Source organism: Streptomyces sp. NPDC088387 (assembly GCF_044753385.1).
Taxonomy (GTDB): domain Bacteria; phylum Actinomycetota; class Actinomycetes; order Streptomycetales; family Streptomycetaceae; genus Streptomyces.
This window is the reverse complement of sequence record NZ_JBIVNC010000004.1, coordinates 451,992-468,939: the sequence shown is the minus strand read 5'-3', so window position 1 is coordinate 468,939 and position 16,948 is coordinate 451,992. Positions and strand designations below refer to the sequence as shown.

Sequence of the window (16,948 nt, the reverse complement as noted above, 5' to 3'; positions counted from 1 at the left end):
TCAGACCCCAAGACTTACAACCCTGAGAGGGATTGACGCATAGTGCTCGACGTCAACTTCTTCGACGAGCTCCGGATCGGTCTGGCCACCGCTGACGACATCCGTCAGTGGAGCCACGGCGAGGTCAAGAAGCCGGAGACCATCAACTACCGCACGCTCAAGCCCGAGAAGGACGGACTCTTCTGCGAGAAGATCTTCGGTCCGACCCGGGACTGGGAGTGCTACTGCGGCAAGTACAAGCGTGTCCGCTTCAAGGGCATCATCTGTGAGCGCTGTGGCGTCGAGGTCACCCGCGCCAAGGTGCGCCGTGAGCGGATGGGCCACATCGAACTGGCCGCGCCCGTCACCCACATCTGGTACTTCAAGGGCGTTCCGTCGCGCCTCGGCTACCTGCTGGACCTCGCGCCGAAGGACCTCGAGAAGGTCATCTACTTCGCCGCGTACATGATCACGTTCGTGGACGAGGAGCGTCGTACCCGCGACCTGCCGTCCCTGGAGGCGCATGTCTCCGTCGAGCGCCAGCAGATCGAGAACCGCCGCGACGCCGACCTGGAGGCCCGCGCCAAGAAGCTCGAGACCGACCTGGCCGAGCTGGAGGCCGAGGGCGCCAAGGCGGACGTGCGCCGCAAGGTGCGCGAAGGTGCCGAGCGCGAGATGAAGCAGCTGCGCGACCGTGCGCAGCGCGAGATCGACCGTCTGGACGAGGTCTGGTCGCGCTTCAAGAACCTCAAGGTCCAGGACCTGGAGGGCGACGAGCTCCTCTACCGCGAGCTGCGTGACCGCTTCGGCACGTACTTCGACGGTTCGATGGGTGCCGCGGCGCTTCAGAAGCGCCTGGAGTCCTTCGACCTGGACGAGGAGGCCGAGCGCCTCCGCGAGATCATCCGCACCGGCAAGGGCCAGAAGAAGACCCGCGCCCTGAAGCGGCTGAAGGTCGTCTCCGCGTTCCTCCAGACGTCCAACAGCCCCAAGGGCATGGTCCTGGACTGCGTCCCGGTCATCCCGCCGGACCTGCGTCCGATGGTGCAGCTGGACGGTGGCCGCTTCGCGACCTCCGACCTGAACGACCTGTACCGCCGGGTGATCAACCGCAACAACCGCCTGAAGCGGCTTCTCGACCTCGGTGCGCCCGAGATCATCGTGAACAACGAGAAGCGCATGCTCCAGGAGGCCGTCGACGCGCTCTTCGACAACGGCCGTCGTGGCCGCCCGGTGACGGGCCCCGGCAACCGTCCGCTGAAGTCGCTGTCCGACATGCTCAAGGGCAAGCAGGGCCGCTTCCGGCAGAACCTGCTCGGCAAGCGAGTCGACTACTCGGCGCGTTCCGTCATCGTCGTCGGCCCGCAGCTGAAGCTGCACCAGTGCGGTCTGCCCAAGGCCATGGCGCTGGAGCTCTTCAAGCCGTTCGTGATGAAGCGCCTGGTCGACCTGAACCACGCGCAGAACATCAAGAGCGCCAAGCGCATGGTCGAGCGCGGCCGCACGGTCGTGTACGACGTCCTGGAAGAGGTCATCGCGGAGCACCCGGTTCTGCTGAACCGTGCGCCCACGCTGCACCGCCTCGGCATCCAGGCCTTCGAGCCGCAGCTGGTCGAGGGCAAGGCCATCCAGATCCACCCGCTCGTCTGCACCGCGTTCAACGCGGACTTCGACGGTGACCAGATGGCCGTACACCTGCCGCTCTCCGCGGAGGCGCAGGCCGAGGCGCGCATCCTGATGCTCTCCTCGAACAACATCCTCAAGCCCGCCGACGGCCGTCCGGTGACGATGCCGACCCAGGACATGGTGCTGGGTCTGTACTTCCTCACCACGGACGCCGAGGGCCGGGACATCAAGGGCGCCGACCGTCCGTTCTCCTCGGTCGCCGAGGCGATCATGGCGTTCGACTCCGGCGAGCTGTCGCTCCAGGCTCCGGTCGACATCCGCTTCCCGGTGGGCACCATCCCGCCGCGCGAGTGGGAGCCGCCGGTCCGCGAGGAGGGCGAGCCCGAGTGGCAGCAGGGTGACACCTTCACCCTGAAGACCACGCTGGGCCGCGCGCTCTTCAACGAACTGCTGCCCGAGGACTACCCGTTCGTCGACTACGAGGTCGGCAAGAAGCAGCTCTCCCAGATCGTCAACGACCTGGCCGAGCGCTACCCCAAGGTCATCGTGGCGGCGACGCTCGACAACCTGAAGGCGGCCGGCTTCTTCTGGGCGACCCGCTCCGGCGTGACCGTGGCCATCTCCGACGTCGTCGTTCCCGAGGCGAAGAAGGAGATCGTCAAGGGCTACGAGTCGCAGGACGAGAAGGTCCAGAAGCAGTACGAGCGCGGTCTGATCACCAAGGACGAGCGCACGCAGGAGCTCATCGCGATCTGGACCAAGGCGACCAACGAGGTCGCCGAGGCGATGAACGACAACTTCCCGAAGACCAACCCGATCTTCATGATGGTGAACTCGGGTGCACGAGGCAACATGATGCAGATGCGTCAGATCGCCGGTATGCGTGGTCTGGTGTCGAACGCCAAGAACGAGACGATCCCGCGTCCCATCAAGGCGTCCTTCCGTGAAGGCCTGTCCGTGCTGGAGTACTTCATCTCCACGCACGGTGCCCGTAAGGGTCTGGCGGACACCGCCCTGCGTACGGCCGACTCGGGTTACCTGACCCGTCGTCTGGTCGACGTCTCGCAGGACGTGATCATCCGTGAGGAGGACTGCGGCACCGACCGTGGTCTGCGACTGGAGATCGCCACCCGTGGCGCCGACGGTTCGCTGATCAAGGAAGAGAACGTCGAGACCTCCGTGTACGCGCGCTGCCTCGCCGAGGACATCGTCGTGGACGGCAAGGTGCTGGCCCCGGCCGGCACCGACCTGGGCGACGTGCTCATCGACGAGCTGATCCGGCACGGCGTCGGCGAGGTCAAGACCCGCTCGGTCCTGACCTGCGAGTCCGCCGTCGGCACCTGCGCCATGTGCTACGGCCGCTCGCTGGCCACCGGCAAGCTGGTCGACATCGGTGAGGCGGTCGGCATCATCGCCGCCCAGTCCATCGGTGAGCCCGGTACCCAGCTGACGATGCGTACCTTCCACACCGGTGGTGTGGCCGGTGACGACATCACCCAGGGTCTGCCCCGAGTCGTCGAGCTCTTCGAAGCCCGTACGCCGAAGGGTGTCGCCCCGATCTCCGAGGCCAACGGCCGCATCCGGATCGAGGAGACCGAGAAGACCAAGAAGATCGTCGTCACCCCGGACGACGGCAGCGACGAGACGGCGTTCCCGATCTCGAAGCGTGCCCGTCTTCTGGTCAGCGAGGGCGAGCACGTCGAGGTGGGCCAGAAGCTCACCGTGGGTGCCACCAACCCGCACGACGTGCTGCGGATCCTCGGTCAGCGCGCGGTCCAGGTCCACCTGGTCGGCGAGGTCCAGAAGGTCTACAACTCGCAGGGTGTGTCGATCCACGACAAGCACATCGAGATCATCATCCGGCAGATGCTGCGCCGCGTGACGATCATCGAGTCCGGTGACGCCGAGCTGCTGCCCGGCGAGCTGGTCGAGCGCTCGAAGTTCGAGACCGAGAACCGTCGTGTGGTCCAGGAGGGCGGTCACCCGGCCTCCGGTCGTCCGCAGCTGATGGGTATCACCAAGGCCTCGCTGGCGACGGAGTCCTGGCTGTCGGCCGCCTCCTTCCAGGAGACGACCAGGGTCCTGACGGACGCGGCGATCAACGCCAAGTCCGACAGCCTCATCGGCCTCAAGGAGAACGTCATCATCGGTAAGCTCATCCCGGCCGGTACGGGTCTGTCCCGCTACCGCAACATCCGGGTCGAGCCGACCGAGGAGGCCAAGGCCGCGATGTACTCGGCCGTCGGCTACGACGACATCGACTACTCGCCGTTCGGCACGGGCTCCGGCCAGGCCGTTCCGCTGGAGGACTACGACTACGGTCCGTACAACCAGTAAGCGGGTCGCTTGAGTTGAGGGGCGGTCACCTTTGGGTGGCCGCCCTTCGGCGTGTCCGGCCGAATGGCCACGGATGTCCGGTTGACGGGAACCAGTGCCGATTGGCGCGCGTTGGAGGATGATGAAGGCATTCCGACTCCGGCCGGGGGAGGTGTTCCGTGTCGTCTCCGACACCGTGGCAGGGACAGCAGCCGTGGCAGCCGCAGCAGCCATGGCAGGCACAGGTGGGGCCGTCGATGCTGGCCTCGCACGCCGACCGGGAGCGGGCCGTGGATGTGCTCAGAGCCGGGTTCGGTGAGGGGCGCCTTCAGCAGGACGAGCTGGAGAAGCGCATAGGAAGGGCCTACGCGGCCCGTACGGTGGGGGAGCTGGCCCTGCTGGTCGCCGACCTCCCGCAGGGCCCCGTACCCATGGCACCGGCCTTCCAGCAGCAGTACATGCCCATGCCGCAGGTGCCGCGGACGTTTCTGCCGGCCCAGGTGCCGCCGACGAACGGCAAGGCCGTCGGGTCCATGGTGCTCGGTGTGCTGACCACCATGACGTTCGGGATCACCGGCCTGCCCGCGGTGATTCTCGGCCACTCCGCCCGCGCGGAGATCAACCGCACGGGAGAGAGCGGCGACGGGTTCGCGCTGACCGGACTGATCCTCGGCTGGCTCTCGGTGGCCGGCTGGGCGGTCTTCCTGACCCTGCTGATGGCCGCGGCGGCGTCCGGCTCCTGACCGGTTCCGGCCGCGGGAGCGGGGTCACCGGGAGTTCACAGGGCGTTGATTCGAAGATCACCTGCGGTGAATGGGCTTGACATGCACCGCACGGTGATGCGGGCGATCCCCATTTGTTTTGACCGCAGCGAATGAGGTAGGTACGCTCAGACCTTGTGCCTGGGGTGTGCCCTGGCTCATGTGCGTGCCTTGAAACCGCGCAGCGAGCTGTGAGTGGCCACCGTAATCTGCGCCCTTTCCGCCTTGCGGCGGGAGTCTGCGGGATTCGACACACCCGACCGCGTGGGTCGGCGACGTTCCAGGTTAGCTTCACTATCGGCACACAGAAACCGGAGAAGTAGTGCCTACGATCCAGCAGCTGGTCCGGAAGGGCCGGCAGGACAAGGTCGAGAAGAACAAGACGCCCGCACTCGAGGGTTCCCCTCAGCGCCGTGGCGTCTGCACGCGTGTGTTCACGACCACCCCGAAGAAGCCGAACTCGGCCCTGCGTAAGGTCGCGCGTGTGCGTCTGACCAGCGGGATCGAGGTCACCGCTTACATTCCGGGTGAGGGACACAACTTGCAGGAGCACTCCATCGTGCTCGTGCGTGGTGGCCGTGTGAAGGACCTGCCGGGTGTTCGCTACAAGATCATCCGAGGTTCCCTGGACACCCAGGGTGTCAAGAACCGCAAGCAGGCCCGCAGCCGCTACGGCGCCAAGAAGGAGAAGTAGAAATGCCTCGTAAGGGCCCCGCCCCGAAGCGCCCGGTCATCATCGACCCGGTCTACGGTTCCCCTCTGGTGACCTCCCTGATCAACAAGGTGCTGCTGAACGGCAAGCGCTCCACCGCCGAGCGCATCGTCTACGGCGCCATGGAGGGCCTTCGCGAGAAGACGGGCAACGACCCGGTCATCACGCTGAAGCGCGCTCTCGAGAACATCAAGCCGACGCTTGAGGTCAAGTCCCGCCGTGTCGGTGGCGCGACCTACCAGGTTCCGGTCGAGGTCAAGCCCGGCCGCGCCAGCACGCTCGCGCTGCGCTGGCTCGTCGGCTACTCCCGCGCCCGTCGCGAGAAGACCATGACCGAGCGTCTGCTCAACGAGCTCCTCGACGCGTCCAACGGCCTCGGTGCCGCTGTGAAGAAGCGCGAGGACACGCACAAGATGGCCGAGTCCAACAAGGCCTTCGCGCACTACCGCTGGTAGTCGCAGTCCACATCGAGACCGAGAGAAGACTGAAGCCTCATGGCTACCACTTCGCTTGACCTGGCCAGGGTGCGCAACATCGGCATCATGGCCCACATCGACGCGGGCAAGACGACCACCACCGAGCGGATCCTGTTCTACACCGGCGTTTCCTACAAGATCGGTGAAGTCCACGACGGCGCTGCCACCATGGACTGGATGGAGCAGGAGCAGGAGCGTGGCATCACGATCACCTCTGCTGCCACCACCTGTCACTGGCCGCTGGAGGACGTCGACCACACCATCAACATCATTGACACGCCGGGTCACGTCGACTTCACCGTCGAGGTGGAGCGTTCCCTGCGCGTGCTCGACGGTGCTGTGACGGTGTTCGACGGCGTCGCCGGTGTCGAGCCCCAGTCCGAGACGGTGTGGCGTCAGGCGGACCGCTACGGCGTTCCGCGTATCTGCTTCGTGAACAAGCTCGACCGCACCGGTGCCGAGTTCCACCGCTGCGTCGACATGATCACTGACCGTCTGGGCGCGCAGCCGCTGGTCATGCAGCTGCCGATCGGCGCCGAAATGGACTTCAAGGGCGTCGTCGACCTCGTGACGATGAAGGCCTTCGTGTGGTCCGCCGAGGCGACCAAGGGCGAGATGTACGACATCGTCGACATCCCGGCCACGCACACCGAGGCCGCCGACGAGTGGCGCGGCAAGCTGGTCGAGGCCGTCGCCGAGAACGACGAAGAGATGATGGAGCTGTACCTGGAGGGCACCGAGCCCACCGTGGAGCAGCTGTACGCGGCGATCCGCCGTATCACCATCGCCTCCGGCAAGGGCACGGGCACCACCGTGACCCCCGTGTTCTGCGGTACGGCGTTCAAGAACAAGGGCGTTCAGCCCCTGCTCGACGCCGTCGTGCGCTACCTGCCCTCTCCCCTGGACGTCGAGGCCATCGAGGGCCACGACGTGAAGGACCCGGAGAAGGTCATCCAGCGCAAGCCGTCCGACGACGAGCCGCTGTCGGCGCTGGCGTTCAAGATCATGAGCGACCCGCACCTCGGCAAGCTCACCTTCGTCCGTGTGTACTCCGGCCGTCTGGAGTCCGGCACCGCCGTGCTGAACTCCGTCAAGGGCCGCAAGGAGCGCATCGGCAAGATCTACCGCATGCACGCGAACAAGCGTGAGGAGATCGAGTCGGTGGGCGCCGGCGACATCGTCGCCGTGATGGGCCTCAAGCAGACCACCACCGGTGAAACGCTGAGCGACGACAAGAACCCGGTGATCCTGGAGTCCATGGACTTCCCGGCGCCGGTCATCCAGGTCGCCATCGAGCCCAAGTCGAAGGGCGACCAGGAGAAGCTGGGCGTCGCGATCCAGCGCCTCGCCGAGGAGGACCCGTCCTTCCAGGTCCACTCCGACGAGGAGACCGGCCAGACCATCATCGGCGGTATGGGCGAGCTGCACCTCGAGGTGCTGGTCGACCGGATGCGCCGTGAGTTCCGGGTCGAGGCCAACGTCGGCAAGCCGCAGGTCGCGTACCGCGAGACGATCCGCAAGGCCGTCGAGAAGGTCGAGTACACCCACAAGAAGCAGACGGGTGGCACCGGCCAGTTCGCTCGCGTGATCATCGCGATCGAGCCGATCGAGGGTGGCGACACCTCGTACGAGTTCGTGAACAAGGTCACCGGTGGCCGTATCCCGAAGGAGTACATCCCTTCGGTCGACGCCGGTGCGCAGGAGGCCATGCAGTTCGGCATCCTCGCGGGCTACGAGATGACGGGTGTCCGTATCACCCTCATCGACGGCGCCTACCACGAGGTCGACTCCTCGGAACTCGCGTTCAAGATCGCCGGCTCGCAGGCCTTCAAGGAGGCCGCGCGCAGGGCTTCGCCCGTGCTCCTGGAGCCGATGATGGCCGTCGAGGTCACCACGCCCGAGGACTACATGGGCGATGTCATCGGTGACATCAACTCCCGCCGTGGCCAGATCCAGGCCATGGAGGAGCGGGCGGGTGCCCGCGTCGTGAAGGGCCTCGTGCCCCTGTCGGAGATGTTCGGCTACGTCGGCGACCTCCGTAGCAAGACGTCGGGTCGCGCAAGCTACTCGATGCAGTTCGACTCCTACGCCGAGGTTCCGCGGAACGTCGCCGAGGAGATCATCGCGAAGGCCAAGGGCGAGTAACGCACCGCGTTCACACACCGTAGGCTTGACTCCGGAACCTCACGGGGCATTCCTCCGCAACCACGGACGGAATGCCCCGGGATCCGGGCCTTTACAGCAAAGATCACCTGGCGCCGACGAGTAAGGCGTACAGAACCACTCCACAGGAGGACCCCAGTGGCGAAGGCGAAGTTCGAGCGGACTAAGCCGCACGTCAACATCGGCACCATCGGTCACATCGACCACGGTAAGACGACCCTCACGGCCGCCATTACCAAGGTGCTGCACGACGCGTACCCGGACCTGAACGAGGCCACCGCATTCGACAACATCGACAAGGCGCCCGAGGAGCGCCAGCGCGGTATCACCATCTCCATCGCGCACGTCGAGTACCAGACGGAGACGCGGCACTACGCCCACGTCGACTGCCCGGGTCACGCGGACTACATCAAGAACATGATCACCGGTGCCGCGCAGATGGACGGCGCGATCCTGGTGGTCGCCGCCACCGACGGCCCGATGCCGCAGACCAAGGAGCACGTGCTCCTGGCCCGCCAGGTCGGCGTTCCGTACATCGTGGTCGCGCTGAACAAGGCCGACATGGTGGACGACGAGGAGATCCTGGAGCTCGTCGAGCTCGAGGTCCGTGAGCTCCTCACGGAGTACGAGTTCCCGGGCGACGACCTGCCGGTCGTCAAGGTCTCCGCGCTGAAGGCCCTTGAGGGCGAGGCGCAGTGGGTGGAGTCCGTCCTCGAGCTGATGAAGGCCGTCGACGAGTCGATCCCGCAGCCGGAGCGCGACGTCGACAAGCCGTTCCTCATGCCCGTCGAGGACGTCTTCACGATCACCGGTCGCGGTACGGTCGTCACCGGCCGTATCGAGCGTGGTGTCCTGAAGGTCAACGAGACCGTCGACATCATCGGCATCCACACCGAGAAGACCACCACCACGGTCACCGGTATCGAGATGTTCCGCAAGCTGCTCGACGAGGGCCAGGCCGGTGAGAACGTCGGTCTGCTGCTTCGTGGTGTGAAGCGCGAGGACGTCGAGCGCGGCCAGGTCATCATCAAGCCCGGCTCGGTCACCCCGCACACGGACTTCGAGGCGACGGCGTACATCCTGTCGAAGGACGAGGGTGGTCGTCACACCCCCTTCTTCAACAACTACCGCCCGCAGTTCTACTTCCGTACCACGGACGTGACCGGCGTTGTGCACCTCCCCGAGGGCACCGAGATGGTCATGCCGGGCGACAACACCGACATGCGCGTTGAGCTGATCCAGCCCATCGCCATGGAGGAGGGCCTGAAGTTCGCCATCCGTGAGGGTGGCCGGACCGTCGGCGCCGGCCAGGTCACCAAGATCATCAAGTAAGTTCGCTTGAGAGTCGGTTGACCCGGTAGCTCCACCGCGAGCTCTGCGAGGGGCCCGTACGACTTCGGTCGTACGGGCCCCTTGCGTGTGCCCGCGCTCATGAGGTCGGCCGGGGGTGAAGTCCTGGCGAACGGTGTCCTTCGGGTCTCCTTCGGGTCCGTGAGGGAACCGGCAGAATCACTCCCCGCACGTGTGAATTGTTCGGTCTGTCCGGAAGACGATCCCGGTGCGGCCGTAGCGTGAGGCGTCGGAGGGCTGTTGTCCCCCCAAGGGGCCCGGTGGGCCCGCAGTGACCTCATGAGGATGGCTTGGCTCTGATGCAGGGTGCGTCGCACAGCGGATCGTCGATACGGACGCGGGTCGCGAGCAGGTTCCAGCAGCCGCTTCCGGCGGCCGTGGCACCGCGGGGCGGCGGCGGCCTCTCGGTCGCCGAGCGCCCGAAGGGCCTGATCCCGACCCCCAGACGCACCTCCGCGGCCGCGCGCCCCCGTCCCCGCCTGTACCTCGTCGACGGCATCCGGCTGGTCGCCGCGCTGATGGTGGTCCTGCACCACTACGCCGGCACCAGACGGGTCGACCAGCCGGGCAACGCGATCTGGGACCGGCCGGTGTCGGACCTCATGCCCACGGTGTTCCGGTTCGCCTCGTTCGGCTGGATCGGCGTCGAGATCTTCTTTGTGATCAGCGGCTTCGTGATCTGCATGTCGTGCTGGGGCCGTACGCCACGGCAGTTCTTCGTCTCCCGGGTGATCCGTCTCTACCCGGCGTACTGGTTCGCGGTGGTCTTCACCACGGCCGTCCTGGTGGCCGTGCCCGGCGTCTGGGAACGCCTTCCGGTACGGGACGTCCTGCTCAACCTGACGATGCTCCAGGCCGGTTCGGACGTACCGAACGTCGATCTCGTCTACTGGACGCTCTGGTCCGAGCTCCGCTTCTACCTGCTGTTCCTGGTCGTTGTCGCGATGGGGCTGACCTACCGCCGGGTCGTCGCCTTCTGCTGTGTCTGGGGCGCGGCCGCGATGCTGGCGCCGGTGGCGAAGTTCCCGCTGCTGGTGCTGGTGGCCGACCCGAGCGGGGCCTGGTACTTCATCGCCGGCCTCGCCCTCTACCTCATGCACCGCTTCGGCCAGGACCTGCTCCTGTGGGGCATCCTCGCGATGTCCTGGTTGATGGGCCAGCGGGAACTGGCGCTGCGCGTCGAGTACGAGGGTGTCTCCAGCTGGCGCGGCTCGGTCCTGATCCTCACCGCGTTCATGCTGCTCATGGTGGTGATCGCCCTCGGCCACACCGACCGCGTCCGCTGGAAGTGGCTGGTCACGGCGGGCTGCCTGACCTACCCCCTGTACCTCACCCACTACGTGGCCGGTACGACGGTCATCAGCCGCCTGCGCGACACCATGGACCCCCGACTGCTGGTGGCCCTGGTGACAGCCGGCTTCCTGCTGCTGAGCTGGGGGGTGCACCGGTGGGTGGAGAGGCCGGTGGCGGGGCGGCTGAAGCGGGGGTTGGACTCCTCGTTCGGGCGGGTACGGGGAGCGCGGAGCTAGCGTGCGGCGGGGGGCTGTGCCGGCCTGACTTCCGGGGAGGCGAGAAGGCTCCTCACGGGAGGGAGAGCCACAGCCCTCAGGGCGACCGGTCAGGGCCCGCCGGCAAGCTCACAGCTTCCCGAAGAGCACTGCACGCCAGGTCCAGCCCGACCCGAGGACGGCATTTCGCAGTGGGTTGCGGAGGTCTCCGCTGTCGAAACGGAAGGTCTCCGTCGTTTCGAGCCGGCCGCTCTCCCCGCGCTGAAGCGCGAAACTGCGGGTGACGGTCCTGTCCGGCCCCCGCGAGTACTGGGACGAGATCTCGAGCCGCGGAGGATTACCCACACGGGTGACCTCCCACTGCTCCTCGAGGGCGCGCACCTCGTGATTCTCCTGGACCAGGCGCATCCGGATCCGGACGGCGCGAGTCAGCTGGGACTCGACGAGGAAGGTCTGCCAGGCGGGCTCCGCCAGCCGCCATTCCGCCGAAAGATCTGCGTCCTCAGCGGCACCGTCGCGGATGACATACGGGACGTCGGACCGGTTGAGACCGAGCAGGGCCGCTCGCACCTCCTCGACGGAGGTGGGCGTCACGCCGTCGGCAGGCCGCTGAGTGCCGGTCAGCTTGTCGAAGAGTCGCATGAAGTCAGCCTTTTGGGGGTCGGGTGGGCACGTATCGCCCGGCTACGGGCCGCGCTATGGCTTCGTGCCTGTGTCTGGGCGGACGGTGCGCACGAAGTCCTGGAAGTCGTTCACGACGGCGCGGTGTTGCCGTGCGGTCGAGGTGAGGACCAGACGGATCACCGCCCTTTTGCGCGGATCGGCAACGTCGAGCAGGGACAGGTACACCTGCGACTGGAGGAGGTCGCGGCTCACCCCGTCGACCACGGCGGACACCGCCAGCGTCTGCGTGAGGCCCGGTGCGTCCGCCGAGCCGGCTGCGCGGCGGCCGGTGACCTCTACCGCGATGACGGCCTGGCCCAGGTCTTCGACCGACTCGTCGGCGATCTCGGTCAGTGTTGCCGCGTCCGGTCGGTACTCACCGTCGACAGTGATGTTCGCGGTGAAACCGGCGTCCGAAGGTGGACGCACCGCGACGAATGCCGCGCCGGGTGCGCCGACTTCGTCCGGCGGTGCGGCGTGCCAGCCTTGGGGCAGCTGGAAGGTGATGGGAACCGGCAGGGTCGTGGTCACGTCCAGCCCTCCTCGACGCAGAAGCGTATCCACCGCGGTTTTCCCGCAGGAGTCCGGTTCACAACAGCATGCCGATGCCGTCGCCGACCGCGTTGGCCACATCGCCGACGGTGTCGACGACCTTTCCCGGGTCCACGGTGAGTTCGAAGCCCAAGCCCCCGCCGAGGAGCGGCGAGACACCCAACGTAGGCCTGAATTCCCATACGCCGTTGCTGTTCCTGCCGGCGTCGAGTCTTGCCTCCGCGCCCGGACCGGCCCATCCCTCGACCGTGGCGCCCGCCGCGATTCCGCCGATGTCCGCGCCGCCAGTGATGCCGCCCTTCGCGCCGACGAAGGCCTCGCCTCCCGCGTGCACGCCATCGACACCCACCCCGGCATTGGCACCCAGCTCAGCGCCGGCCTTGGCCTCGGCCCGTCCGTAGAAGCCGACAGGACCGGCGTCGGCGCGGCCTTTGGCCGAGGCCTCACCTCCTGCCATGGCGCCGGCCTCGCCCTGGACACCCTCGTTGGTGATGCCGCCCGCGAGGGAGCCTTTGGCGCCCGTGTAGGCCTCGGCTCCGCCGGAGAGCTTGAAAGGGCCGTTGGCGAGCGAGCCCTCGGCGGTCGCGCGGCCGAGGTCCGCATGTGCCTCGGCCTCGGCCAGCTTGCCGGCACCGGTGTCGGGCCCGGTGCTGGACGTTCCGGTGCCGGGGCCGGAGGCCGAGCTCTCCCCCTGGGACACCCATCCGTCGGTCTTCGTGCCGGCGTCGGGGTCTGGTGTGCCCGCCTTCGCCAGGTCACCCTCGGCCCGCGCGTGGAAGCCGCCGATCCCGATTCCGTCCGGCGAACCGTCGGTCGTCGCACGGGCCAGCGCGCGCTTCACACTCTGGTCGGCGATATCCACGGCCTTGATCGCCTTGGCGATGCCGTCGGTCCAGGTCTGCGCCTTCTCGCGGGCTTCGGACAGCATCCGCGGGTGGTCGGGATCGAGCCGGAGGGCGCATCTCTCGTGTTCGGGGAGATTGTCGTACCCGACGTAGGTGGCCTTGCCGGAGCTGTCGACCTTGTAGTCCTTCGCCTCGGCCTCGTGGACCAGGTCCCTGACCGCCTTCTGTAGGCCCGTCAGCTCGGTGTACGCATCCGTGAGGAGGCTGGCGACGGCGAGCGCCTCCGACTTGGCCGCCCCGTACTCGGCAGCGGTGGCCGAAGCCTTCTGCTGCTGCGCGCCGTGGGCCAGTCCCTGCCAGTTCCCGTTGCCCAGCGCGCTCCGCACGTGCTTCTCATAGGCGGACTTCAGCTCACCGAAGCGTTCCCCTATCTTCTTCCACACCTCGGACACGTCCGCCAGCGGAGACAGATCCGCCGTCACCACGTCCTGATAGGTCAGGGCCACGGCTGCTCCCCGTCACATCTCGTCGAAACTGCTGCGGGGCCGTGCCGCGGCTGCCTGCGCGCCGATATCGGCGTCCTGGCTCTGGAAGAGGTTCTTTGCGCTGCGCAGTGCGTTCAACTCCTGCTGGAGACGGCCCAGCAGCTTGTTCGCCTGTCCCTGCCAGGCAGCCAGCGCATCGGACACCCCCTGGTCCGAGGCCCAGACCGAGAGCCCCTTCAGCCCGGTGTCCTGCTTGATCAGGGGGCTCGTGGGGGTCGTAGGAACGAGAAGGGGCGGACGCGCCGCCCCGCCGCCGTTCGCCATGCCGGCGGCCGCACGGGTGTCCGGCAGCAGATCCTCTTCGATGAATCTGGCGGCACGTTGCTTGTCGCTCGGCGTGCTTGCCAGCGTCTGCTCGCCACCGCCTCTCACGGGCGTCCCCTGCCGCAGTCGCGTGTGTTCCGTCTCACTCCCACGACCACGTGTCACGGAGCGCGCGCCGCACACTACCGTCTGTCACGGAGCCCGAGTGCTCCGCAGGACGTCAGGGTCGGGAGCCCGGCCCAGTATTGTTCCGGCGTCCGCTTGTCGTGATCCTCAGGCCGGAGCCCCTTCATGACCGTGACCCGGTTGTCCGCCGCATCGACCTCCTGGGCCCTGGCCGCCGGTGTGCTGCTCGTCGGCTGCTCGGGCTCGGTCCAGGTAGGGACGTCCACGCCGAGAATGTCCTCGGACAAGCTGGCCATCCTGCTCGCCGAGAAGCTCGCCGCCACCACGGGACAGCCGAAGCCCGACATCGCCTGTCCCGAGGATCTCGCCGGGAAGGTGGGCACCACCACGCGGTGCAGGCTCACAGCGGCCGACGGCAGCAGTCTGGGCGTCGACGTCAAGGTGATGGCGGTCGACGGAAAGCAGATCAACTTCGACTTCCAGGCCGACGAGACGGCTTCCCCGGCTCCGGGCTGACGCCGGGGTCCGCCGCGGTCGAGTCGACGGCGTCGCGGGTTTGACCTGCGTCACCCCCGGGGTATTCTCTCCGGCTCGATTGGCGTCGGCGATGCCCCATATGGCAGACTGTCCGAGTTGCTCGGTCGAGTGTTGATGCTGCGCGCCTCCCGCCGGGGGGACCGGAAGCGAGTCCCACAGTACTCGTCGTCCTAACTGCCATTACGGCAGCACTGGGGCGGACGTACGGGAATCTTCCGGGAAGTGACAGTGCAACACCGGCCAGGCGCCCGGTGGGCCGTTCGGTCCTCCGACTGCGGTTCCGGAAGGGCCGTGTTGAATCCCGTAGGGATGTTCGAACAAGGGGCATCTGTGTCAGCGGGACAGCGACACGCCCGACCGCGTGGGTCGGAGACGAAAGCGTGGAACGCCGGGTTCCAGAGCGTTAGAAGAGACAGGACTACTGAGTAGCCATGGCGGGACAGAAGATCCGCATCCGGCTCAAGGCCTACGACCACGAGGTCATCGACTCCTCGGCGAAGAAGATCGTCGAGACGGTGACCCGCACTGGTGCGTCGGTCGCGGGCCCGGTGCCGCTCCCCACCGAGAAGAACGTGTACTGCGTCATCAAGTCGCCGCACAAGTACAAGGACTCGCGCGAGCACTTCGAGATGCGCACGCACAAGCGCCTGATCGACATCCTCGACCCCACCCCCAAGACCGTTGACTCTCTGATGCGACTCGACCTCCCGGCCGGTGTCGACATCGAGATCAAGCTCTAGGGGCCGGTGAGCTGAAGATGGCAAAGCAGATCAAGGGCATCCTGGGCGAGAAGCTCGGCATGACGCAGGTGTGGGACGAGAACAACCGTGTTGTTCCGGTCACCGTCGTCAAGGCCGGACCCAACGTCGTGACCCAGGTGCGTACGAACGACGCCGACGGCTACGAGTCCGTCCAGCTCGCCTTCGGCGAGATCGACCCGCGCAAGGTGAACAAGCCCCTCAAGGGTCACTTCGCGAAGGCCGACGTCACCCCCCGACGCCACCTCGTCGAGATCCGGACCGCTGACGCCGCCGAGTACACGCTCGGGCAGGAAGTCACCGCCGAGGTCTTCGAGGCCGGCGTCAAGGTCGACGTGACCGGCAAGAGCAAGGGCAAGGGCTTCGCCGGTGTCATGAAGCGTCACAACTTCAAGGGCCTCGGTGCCGGTCACGGCACCCAGCGCAAGCACCGCTCGCCCGGTTCCATCGGTGGCTGCGCCACCCCGGGCCGCGTGTTCAAGGGCCTCCGCATGGCGGGTCGTATGGGCAACGAGCGTGTCACCACCCAGAACCTGACCGTCCACGCCGTTGACGCGGAGAAGGGTCTGCTGCTCATCAAGGGCGCGGTTCCCGGTCCGAACGGCGGCCTCGTCCTGGTCCGCACAGCGGCCAAGGGGGCCTGAGGTAACCGATGAGCACTGTTGACATCCTTTCGCCTGCCGGCGAGAAGACCGGTAGCGTCGAGCTCCCCGCGGAGATCTTCGCCGTGGAGAAGATCAGCATTCCGCTGCTTCACCAGGTCGTCGTCGCGCAGAACGCCGCTGCCCGTCAGGGCACGCACAAGACCAAGCGCCGTGGCGAGGTGCGGGGTGGCGGTAAGAAGCCTTACCGCCAGAAGGGCACCGGCCGTGCGCGCCAGGGTTCGACCCGCGCGCCGCAGTTCGCCGGCGGTGGCGTCGTCCACGGCCCGCAGCCGCGTGACTACTCGCAGCGGACCCCGAAGAAGATGAAGGCCGCGGCCCTGCGCCACGCCCTCACCGACCGGGCCCGCCACAACCGCATCCACGTCGTCTCCGGCGTCGTCGAGGGTGAGAGCCCGTCGACGAAGTCCGCTCGGACGCTGTTCGGCAAGATCTCGGAGCGCAAGAACCTGCTCCTGGTCGTCGACCGCGCCGACGAGGCCGCGTGGCTGTCCGCCCGCAACCTGCCCCAGGTGCACATCCTGGAGCCGGGCCAGCTGAACACGTACGACGTTCTCGTCTCGGACGACGTGGTCTTCACCCAGGCCGCCTTCGAGTCCTTCGTGTCCGGCACGCCTTCTGCCGCGCGGAACGACGACACCGAAGGGAGCGAGGCCTGATGGCTATCCGTCACCCCGCCATTGCCTCGAAGGCCGCCAAGGCCGCCAAGGCCGCGCGCGTCGCCAAGGCGCGTCGCCACGCCGCCGAAGGCAAGAACACCGTCGAGACCCCGCTGAGCAAGTCGTTCACGGACCACCGTGACGTGCTGCTCAAGCCGGTCGTCTCCGAGAAGAGCTACGCGCTCCTGGACGAGAACAAGTACACGTTCATCGTCGACCCGCGCTCCAACAAGACCCAGATCAAGCAGGCCGTCGAGGCGGTCTTCGAGGTCAAGGTCACCGGGGTCAACACGATCAACCGCGCCGGCAAGCGCAAGCGGACCCGTACCGGGTTCGGCCAGCGTGCCGCCACCAAGCGCGCGATCGTGACCCTCGCCGAGGGCGACCGTATCGACATCTTCGGCGGTCCGACCTCCTGACGGAGGTCCGGATCGTCCGATATCGGA

General features: G+C 67.0%; 16 protein-coding genes. 12 read left to right on the top strand and 4 right to left on the bottom strand.

The genetic code is table 11. The features are described from left to right. Positions 1 to 42: 42 nt before the first annotated feature. The 7 genes from ACIQAC_RS13580 (at position 43) to ACIQAC_RS13550 (ending at position 10,912) form a co-directional block, all read left to right on the top strand. Complete coding sequence (locus ACIQAC_RS13580) at positions 43 to 3,942, top strand: DNA-directed RNA polymerase subunit beta' (protein WP_402190142.1); 3,900 nt, start codon at positions 43 to 45, stop codon at positions 3,940 to 3,942. Between the two features lie 236 nt (positions 3,943 to 4,178). Then, the gene (locus ACIQAC_RS13575) at positions 4,179 to 4,664 is read left to right on the top strand and encodes a DUF1707 and DUF4190 domain-containing protein (protein ID WP_402190715.1); all 486 of its coding nucleotides are present in this window, start codon (positions 4,179 to 4,181) and stop codon (positions 4,662 to 4,664) included. 340 nt (positions 4,665 to 5,004) lie between these two features. Beyond that, positions 5,005 to 5,376 carry a 30S ribosomal protein S12 gene (gene rpsL, locus ACIQAC_RS13570; protein WP_003948652.1) on the top strand — a complete coding sequence of 124 codons (372 nt, stop codon included), beginning with the start codon at positions 5,005 to 5,007 and terminating at the stop codon, positions 5,374 to 5,376. A 2-nt stretch (positions 5,377 to 5,378) separates the two neighbouring features. Next, on the top strand, positions 5,379 to 5,849 hold the full coding sequence (gene rpsG, locus ACIQAC_RS13565; RefSeq protein WP_030345396.1) for a 30S ribosomal protein S7: 471 nt from the start codon (positions 5,379 to 5,381) through the stop codon (positions 5,847 to 5,849). 39 nt (positions 5,850 to 5,888) lie between these two features. Further along, on the top strand, positions 5,889 to 8,015 hold the full coding sequence (fusA, locus tag ACIQAC_RS13560; protein WP_402190139.1) for an elongation factor G: 2,127 nt from the start codon (positions 5,889 to 5,891) through the stop codon (positions 8,013 to 8,015). Between the two features lie 156 nt (positions 8,016 to 8,171). Next, positions 8,172 to 9,365 (top strand): elongation factor Tu, encoded by a 1,194-nt coding sequence (gene tuf / locus ACIQAC_RS13555; RefSeq protein WP_402190137.1) that lies wholly within the window; start codon positions 8,172 to 8,174, stop codon positions 9,363 to 9,365. Between the two features lie 317 nt (positions 9,366 to 9,682). Further along, positions 9,683 to 10,912: an acyltransferase family protein gene (locus ACIQAC_RS13550; protein ID WP_402190712.1), complete on the top strand. Its 1,230-nt coding sequence runs from the start codon at positions 9,683 to 9,685 to the stop codon at positions 10,910 to 10,912. Between the two features lie 108 nt (positions 10,913 to 11,020). Here the strand turns inward: ACIQAC_RS13550 and ACIQAC_RS13545 are convergent, their stop codons facing one another. Genes ACIQAC_RS13545 through ACIQAC_RS13530 form a run of 4 tightly spaced genes read right to left on the bottom strand, consistent with a single transcriptional unit; the run spans position 11,021 to position 13,868 of the window. Further along, positions 11,021 to 11,533 carry a hypothetical protein gene (locus ACIQAC_RS13545; protein WP_402190135.1) on the bottom strand — a complete coding sequence of 171 codons (513 nt, stop codon included), beginning with the start codon at positions 11,531 to 11,533 and terminating at the stop codon, positions 11,021 to 11,023. A gap of 54 nt (positions 11,534 to 11,587) precedes the next feature. Then, entirely contained in the window at positions 11,588 to 12,085 is a 498-nt protein-coding gene (locus ACIQAC_RS13540; RefSeq protein WP_402190133.1) for a hypothetical protein, read from the bottom strand. A 58-nt stretch (positions 12,086 to 12,143) separates the two neighbouring features. Next, positions 12,144 to 13,457: a hypothetical protein gene (locus tag ACIQAC_RS13535; protein ID WP_402190130.1), complete on the bottom strand. Its 1,314-nt coding sequence runs from the start codon at positions 13,455 to 13,457 to the stop codon at positions 12,144 to 12,146. Positions 13,458 to 13,469: 12 nt separating this feature from the next. Continuing rightward, complete coding sequence (locus ACIQAC_RS13530; protein ID WP_402190128.1) at positions 13,470 to 13,868, bottom strand: hypothetical protein; 399 nt, start codon at positions 13,866 to 13,868, stop codon at positions 13,470 to 13,472. Positions 13,869 to 14,051: 183 nt separating this feature from the next. Between ACIQAC_RS13530 and ACIQAC_RS13525 the strand changes: the two genes are divergently transcribed. From ACIQAC_RS13525 to rplW, 5 genes are all read left to right on the top strand, one after another. Then, positions 14,052 to 14,402, top strand: a complete 351-nt coding sequence (locus tag ACIQAC_RS13525; RefSeq protein WP_402190125.1) for a DUF4333 domain-containing protein — start codon at positions 14,052 to 14,054, stop codon at positions 14,400 to 14,402. A 452-nt stretch (positions 14,403 to 14,854) separates the two neighbouring features. Beyond that, positions 14,855 to 15,163 carry a 30S ribosomal protein S10 gene (gene rpsJ, locus ACIQAC_RS13520; RefSeq protein WP_003948644.1) on the top strand — a complete coding sequence of 103 codons (309 nt, stop codon included), beginning with the start codon at positions 14,855 to 14,857 and terminating at the stop codon, positions 15,161 to 15,163. A gap of 17 nt (positions 15,164 to 15,180) precedes the next feature. Beyond that, positions 15,181 to 15,825 (top strand): 50S ribosomal protein L3, encoded by a 645-nt coding sequence (gene rplC, locus ACIQAC_RS13515; protein WP_402190123.1) that lies wholly within the window; start codon positions 15,181 to 15,183, stop codon positions 15,823 to 15,825. An 8-nt stretch (positions 15,826 to 15,833) separates the two neighbouring features. Further along, positions 15,834 to 16,502: a 50S ribosomal protein L4 gene (rplD, locus tag ACIQAC_RS13510; protein ID WP_402190120.1), complete on the top strand. Its 669-nt coding sequence runs from the start codon at positions 15,834 to 15,836 to the stop codon at positions 16,500 to 16,502. Further along, positions 16,502 to 16,921 (top strand): 50S ribosomal protein L23, encoded by a 420-nt coding sequence (rplW, locus tag ACIQAC_RS13505; RefSeq protein ID WP_402190118.1) that lies wholly within the window; start codon positions 16,502 to 16,504, stop codon positions 16,919 to 16,921. The genes rplD and rplW overlap by 1 nt, the downstream gene beginning before the upstream one ends. The last annotated feature ends 27 nt before the right edge of the window (positions 16,922 to 16,948 follow it).

Excerpts from the sequence above, each read along its gene's own strand:
- rpsG (WP_030345396.1), top strand. The coding sequence starts at position 5,379 with ATGCCTCGTAAGGGCCCCGCCCCGAAGCGCCCGGTCATCATCGACCCG.
- rplC (WP_402190123.1), top strand. The coding sequence starts at position 15,181 with ATGGCAAAGCAGATCAAGGGCATCCTGGGCGAGAAGCTCGGCATGACG.
- rplD (WP_402190120.1), top strand. The coding sequence starts at position 15,834 with ATGAGCACTGTTGACATCCTTTCGCCTGCCGGCGAGAAGACCGGTAGC.
- fusA (WP_402190139.1), top strand. The coding sequence starts at position 5,889 with ATGGCTACCACTTCGCTTGACCTGGCCAGGGTGCGCAACATCGGCATC.
- ACIQAC_RS13550 (WP_402190712.1), top strand. The coding sequence starts at position 9,683 with ATGCAGGGTGCGTCGCACAGCGGATCGTCGATACGGACGCGGGTCGCG.
- rpsJ (WP_003948644.1), top strand. The coding sequence starts at position 14,855 with ATGGCGGGACAGAAGATCCGCATCCGGCTCAAGGCCTACGACCACGAG.
- ACIQAC_RS13525 (WP_402190125.1), top strand. The coding sequence starts at position 14,052 with ATGACCGTGACCCGGTTGTCCGCCGCATCGACCTCCTGGGCCCTGGCC.
- ACIQAC_RS13575 (WP_402190715.1), top strand. The coding sequence starts at position 4,179 with ATGCTGGCCTCGCACGCCGACCGGGAGCGGGCCGTGGATGTGCTCAGA.
- rplW (WP_402190118.1), top strand. The coding sequence starts at position 16,502 with ATGGCTATCCGTCACCCCGCCATTGCCTCGAAGGCCGCCAAGGCCGCC.
- ACIQAC_RS13545 (WP_402190135.1), bottom strand. The coding sequence starts at position 11,533 with ATGCGACTCTTCGACAAGCTGACCGGCACTCAGCGGCCTGCCGACGGC.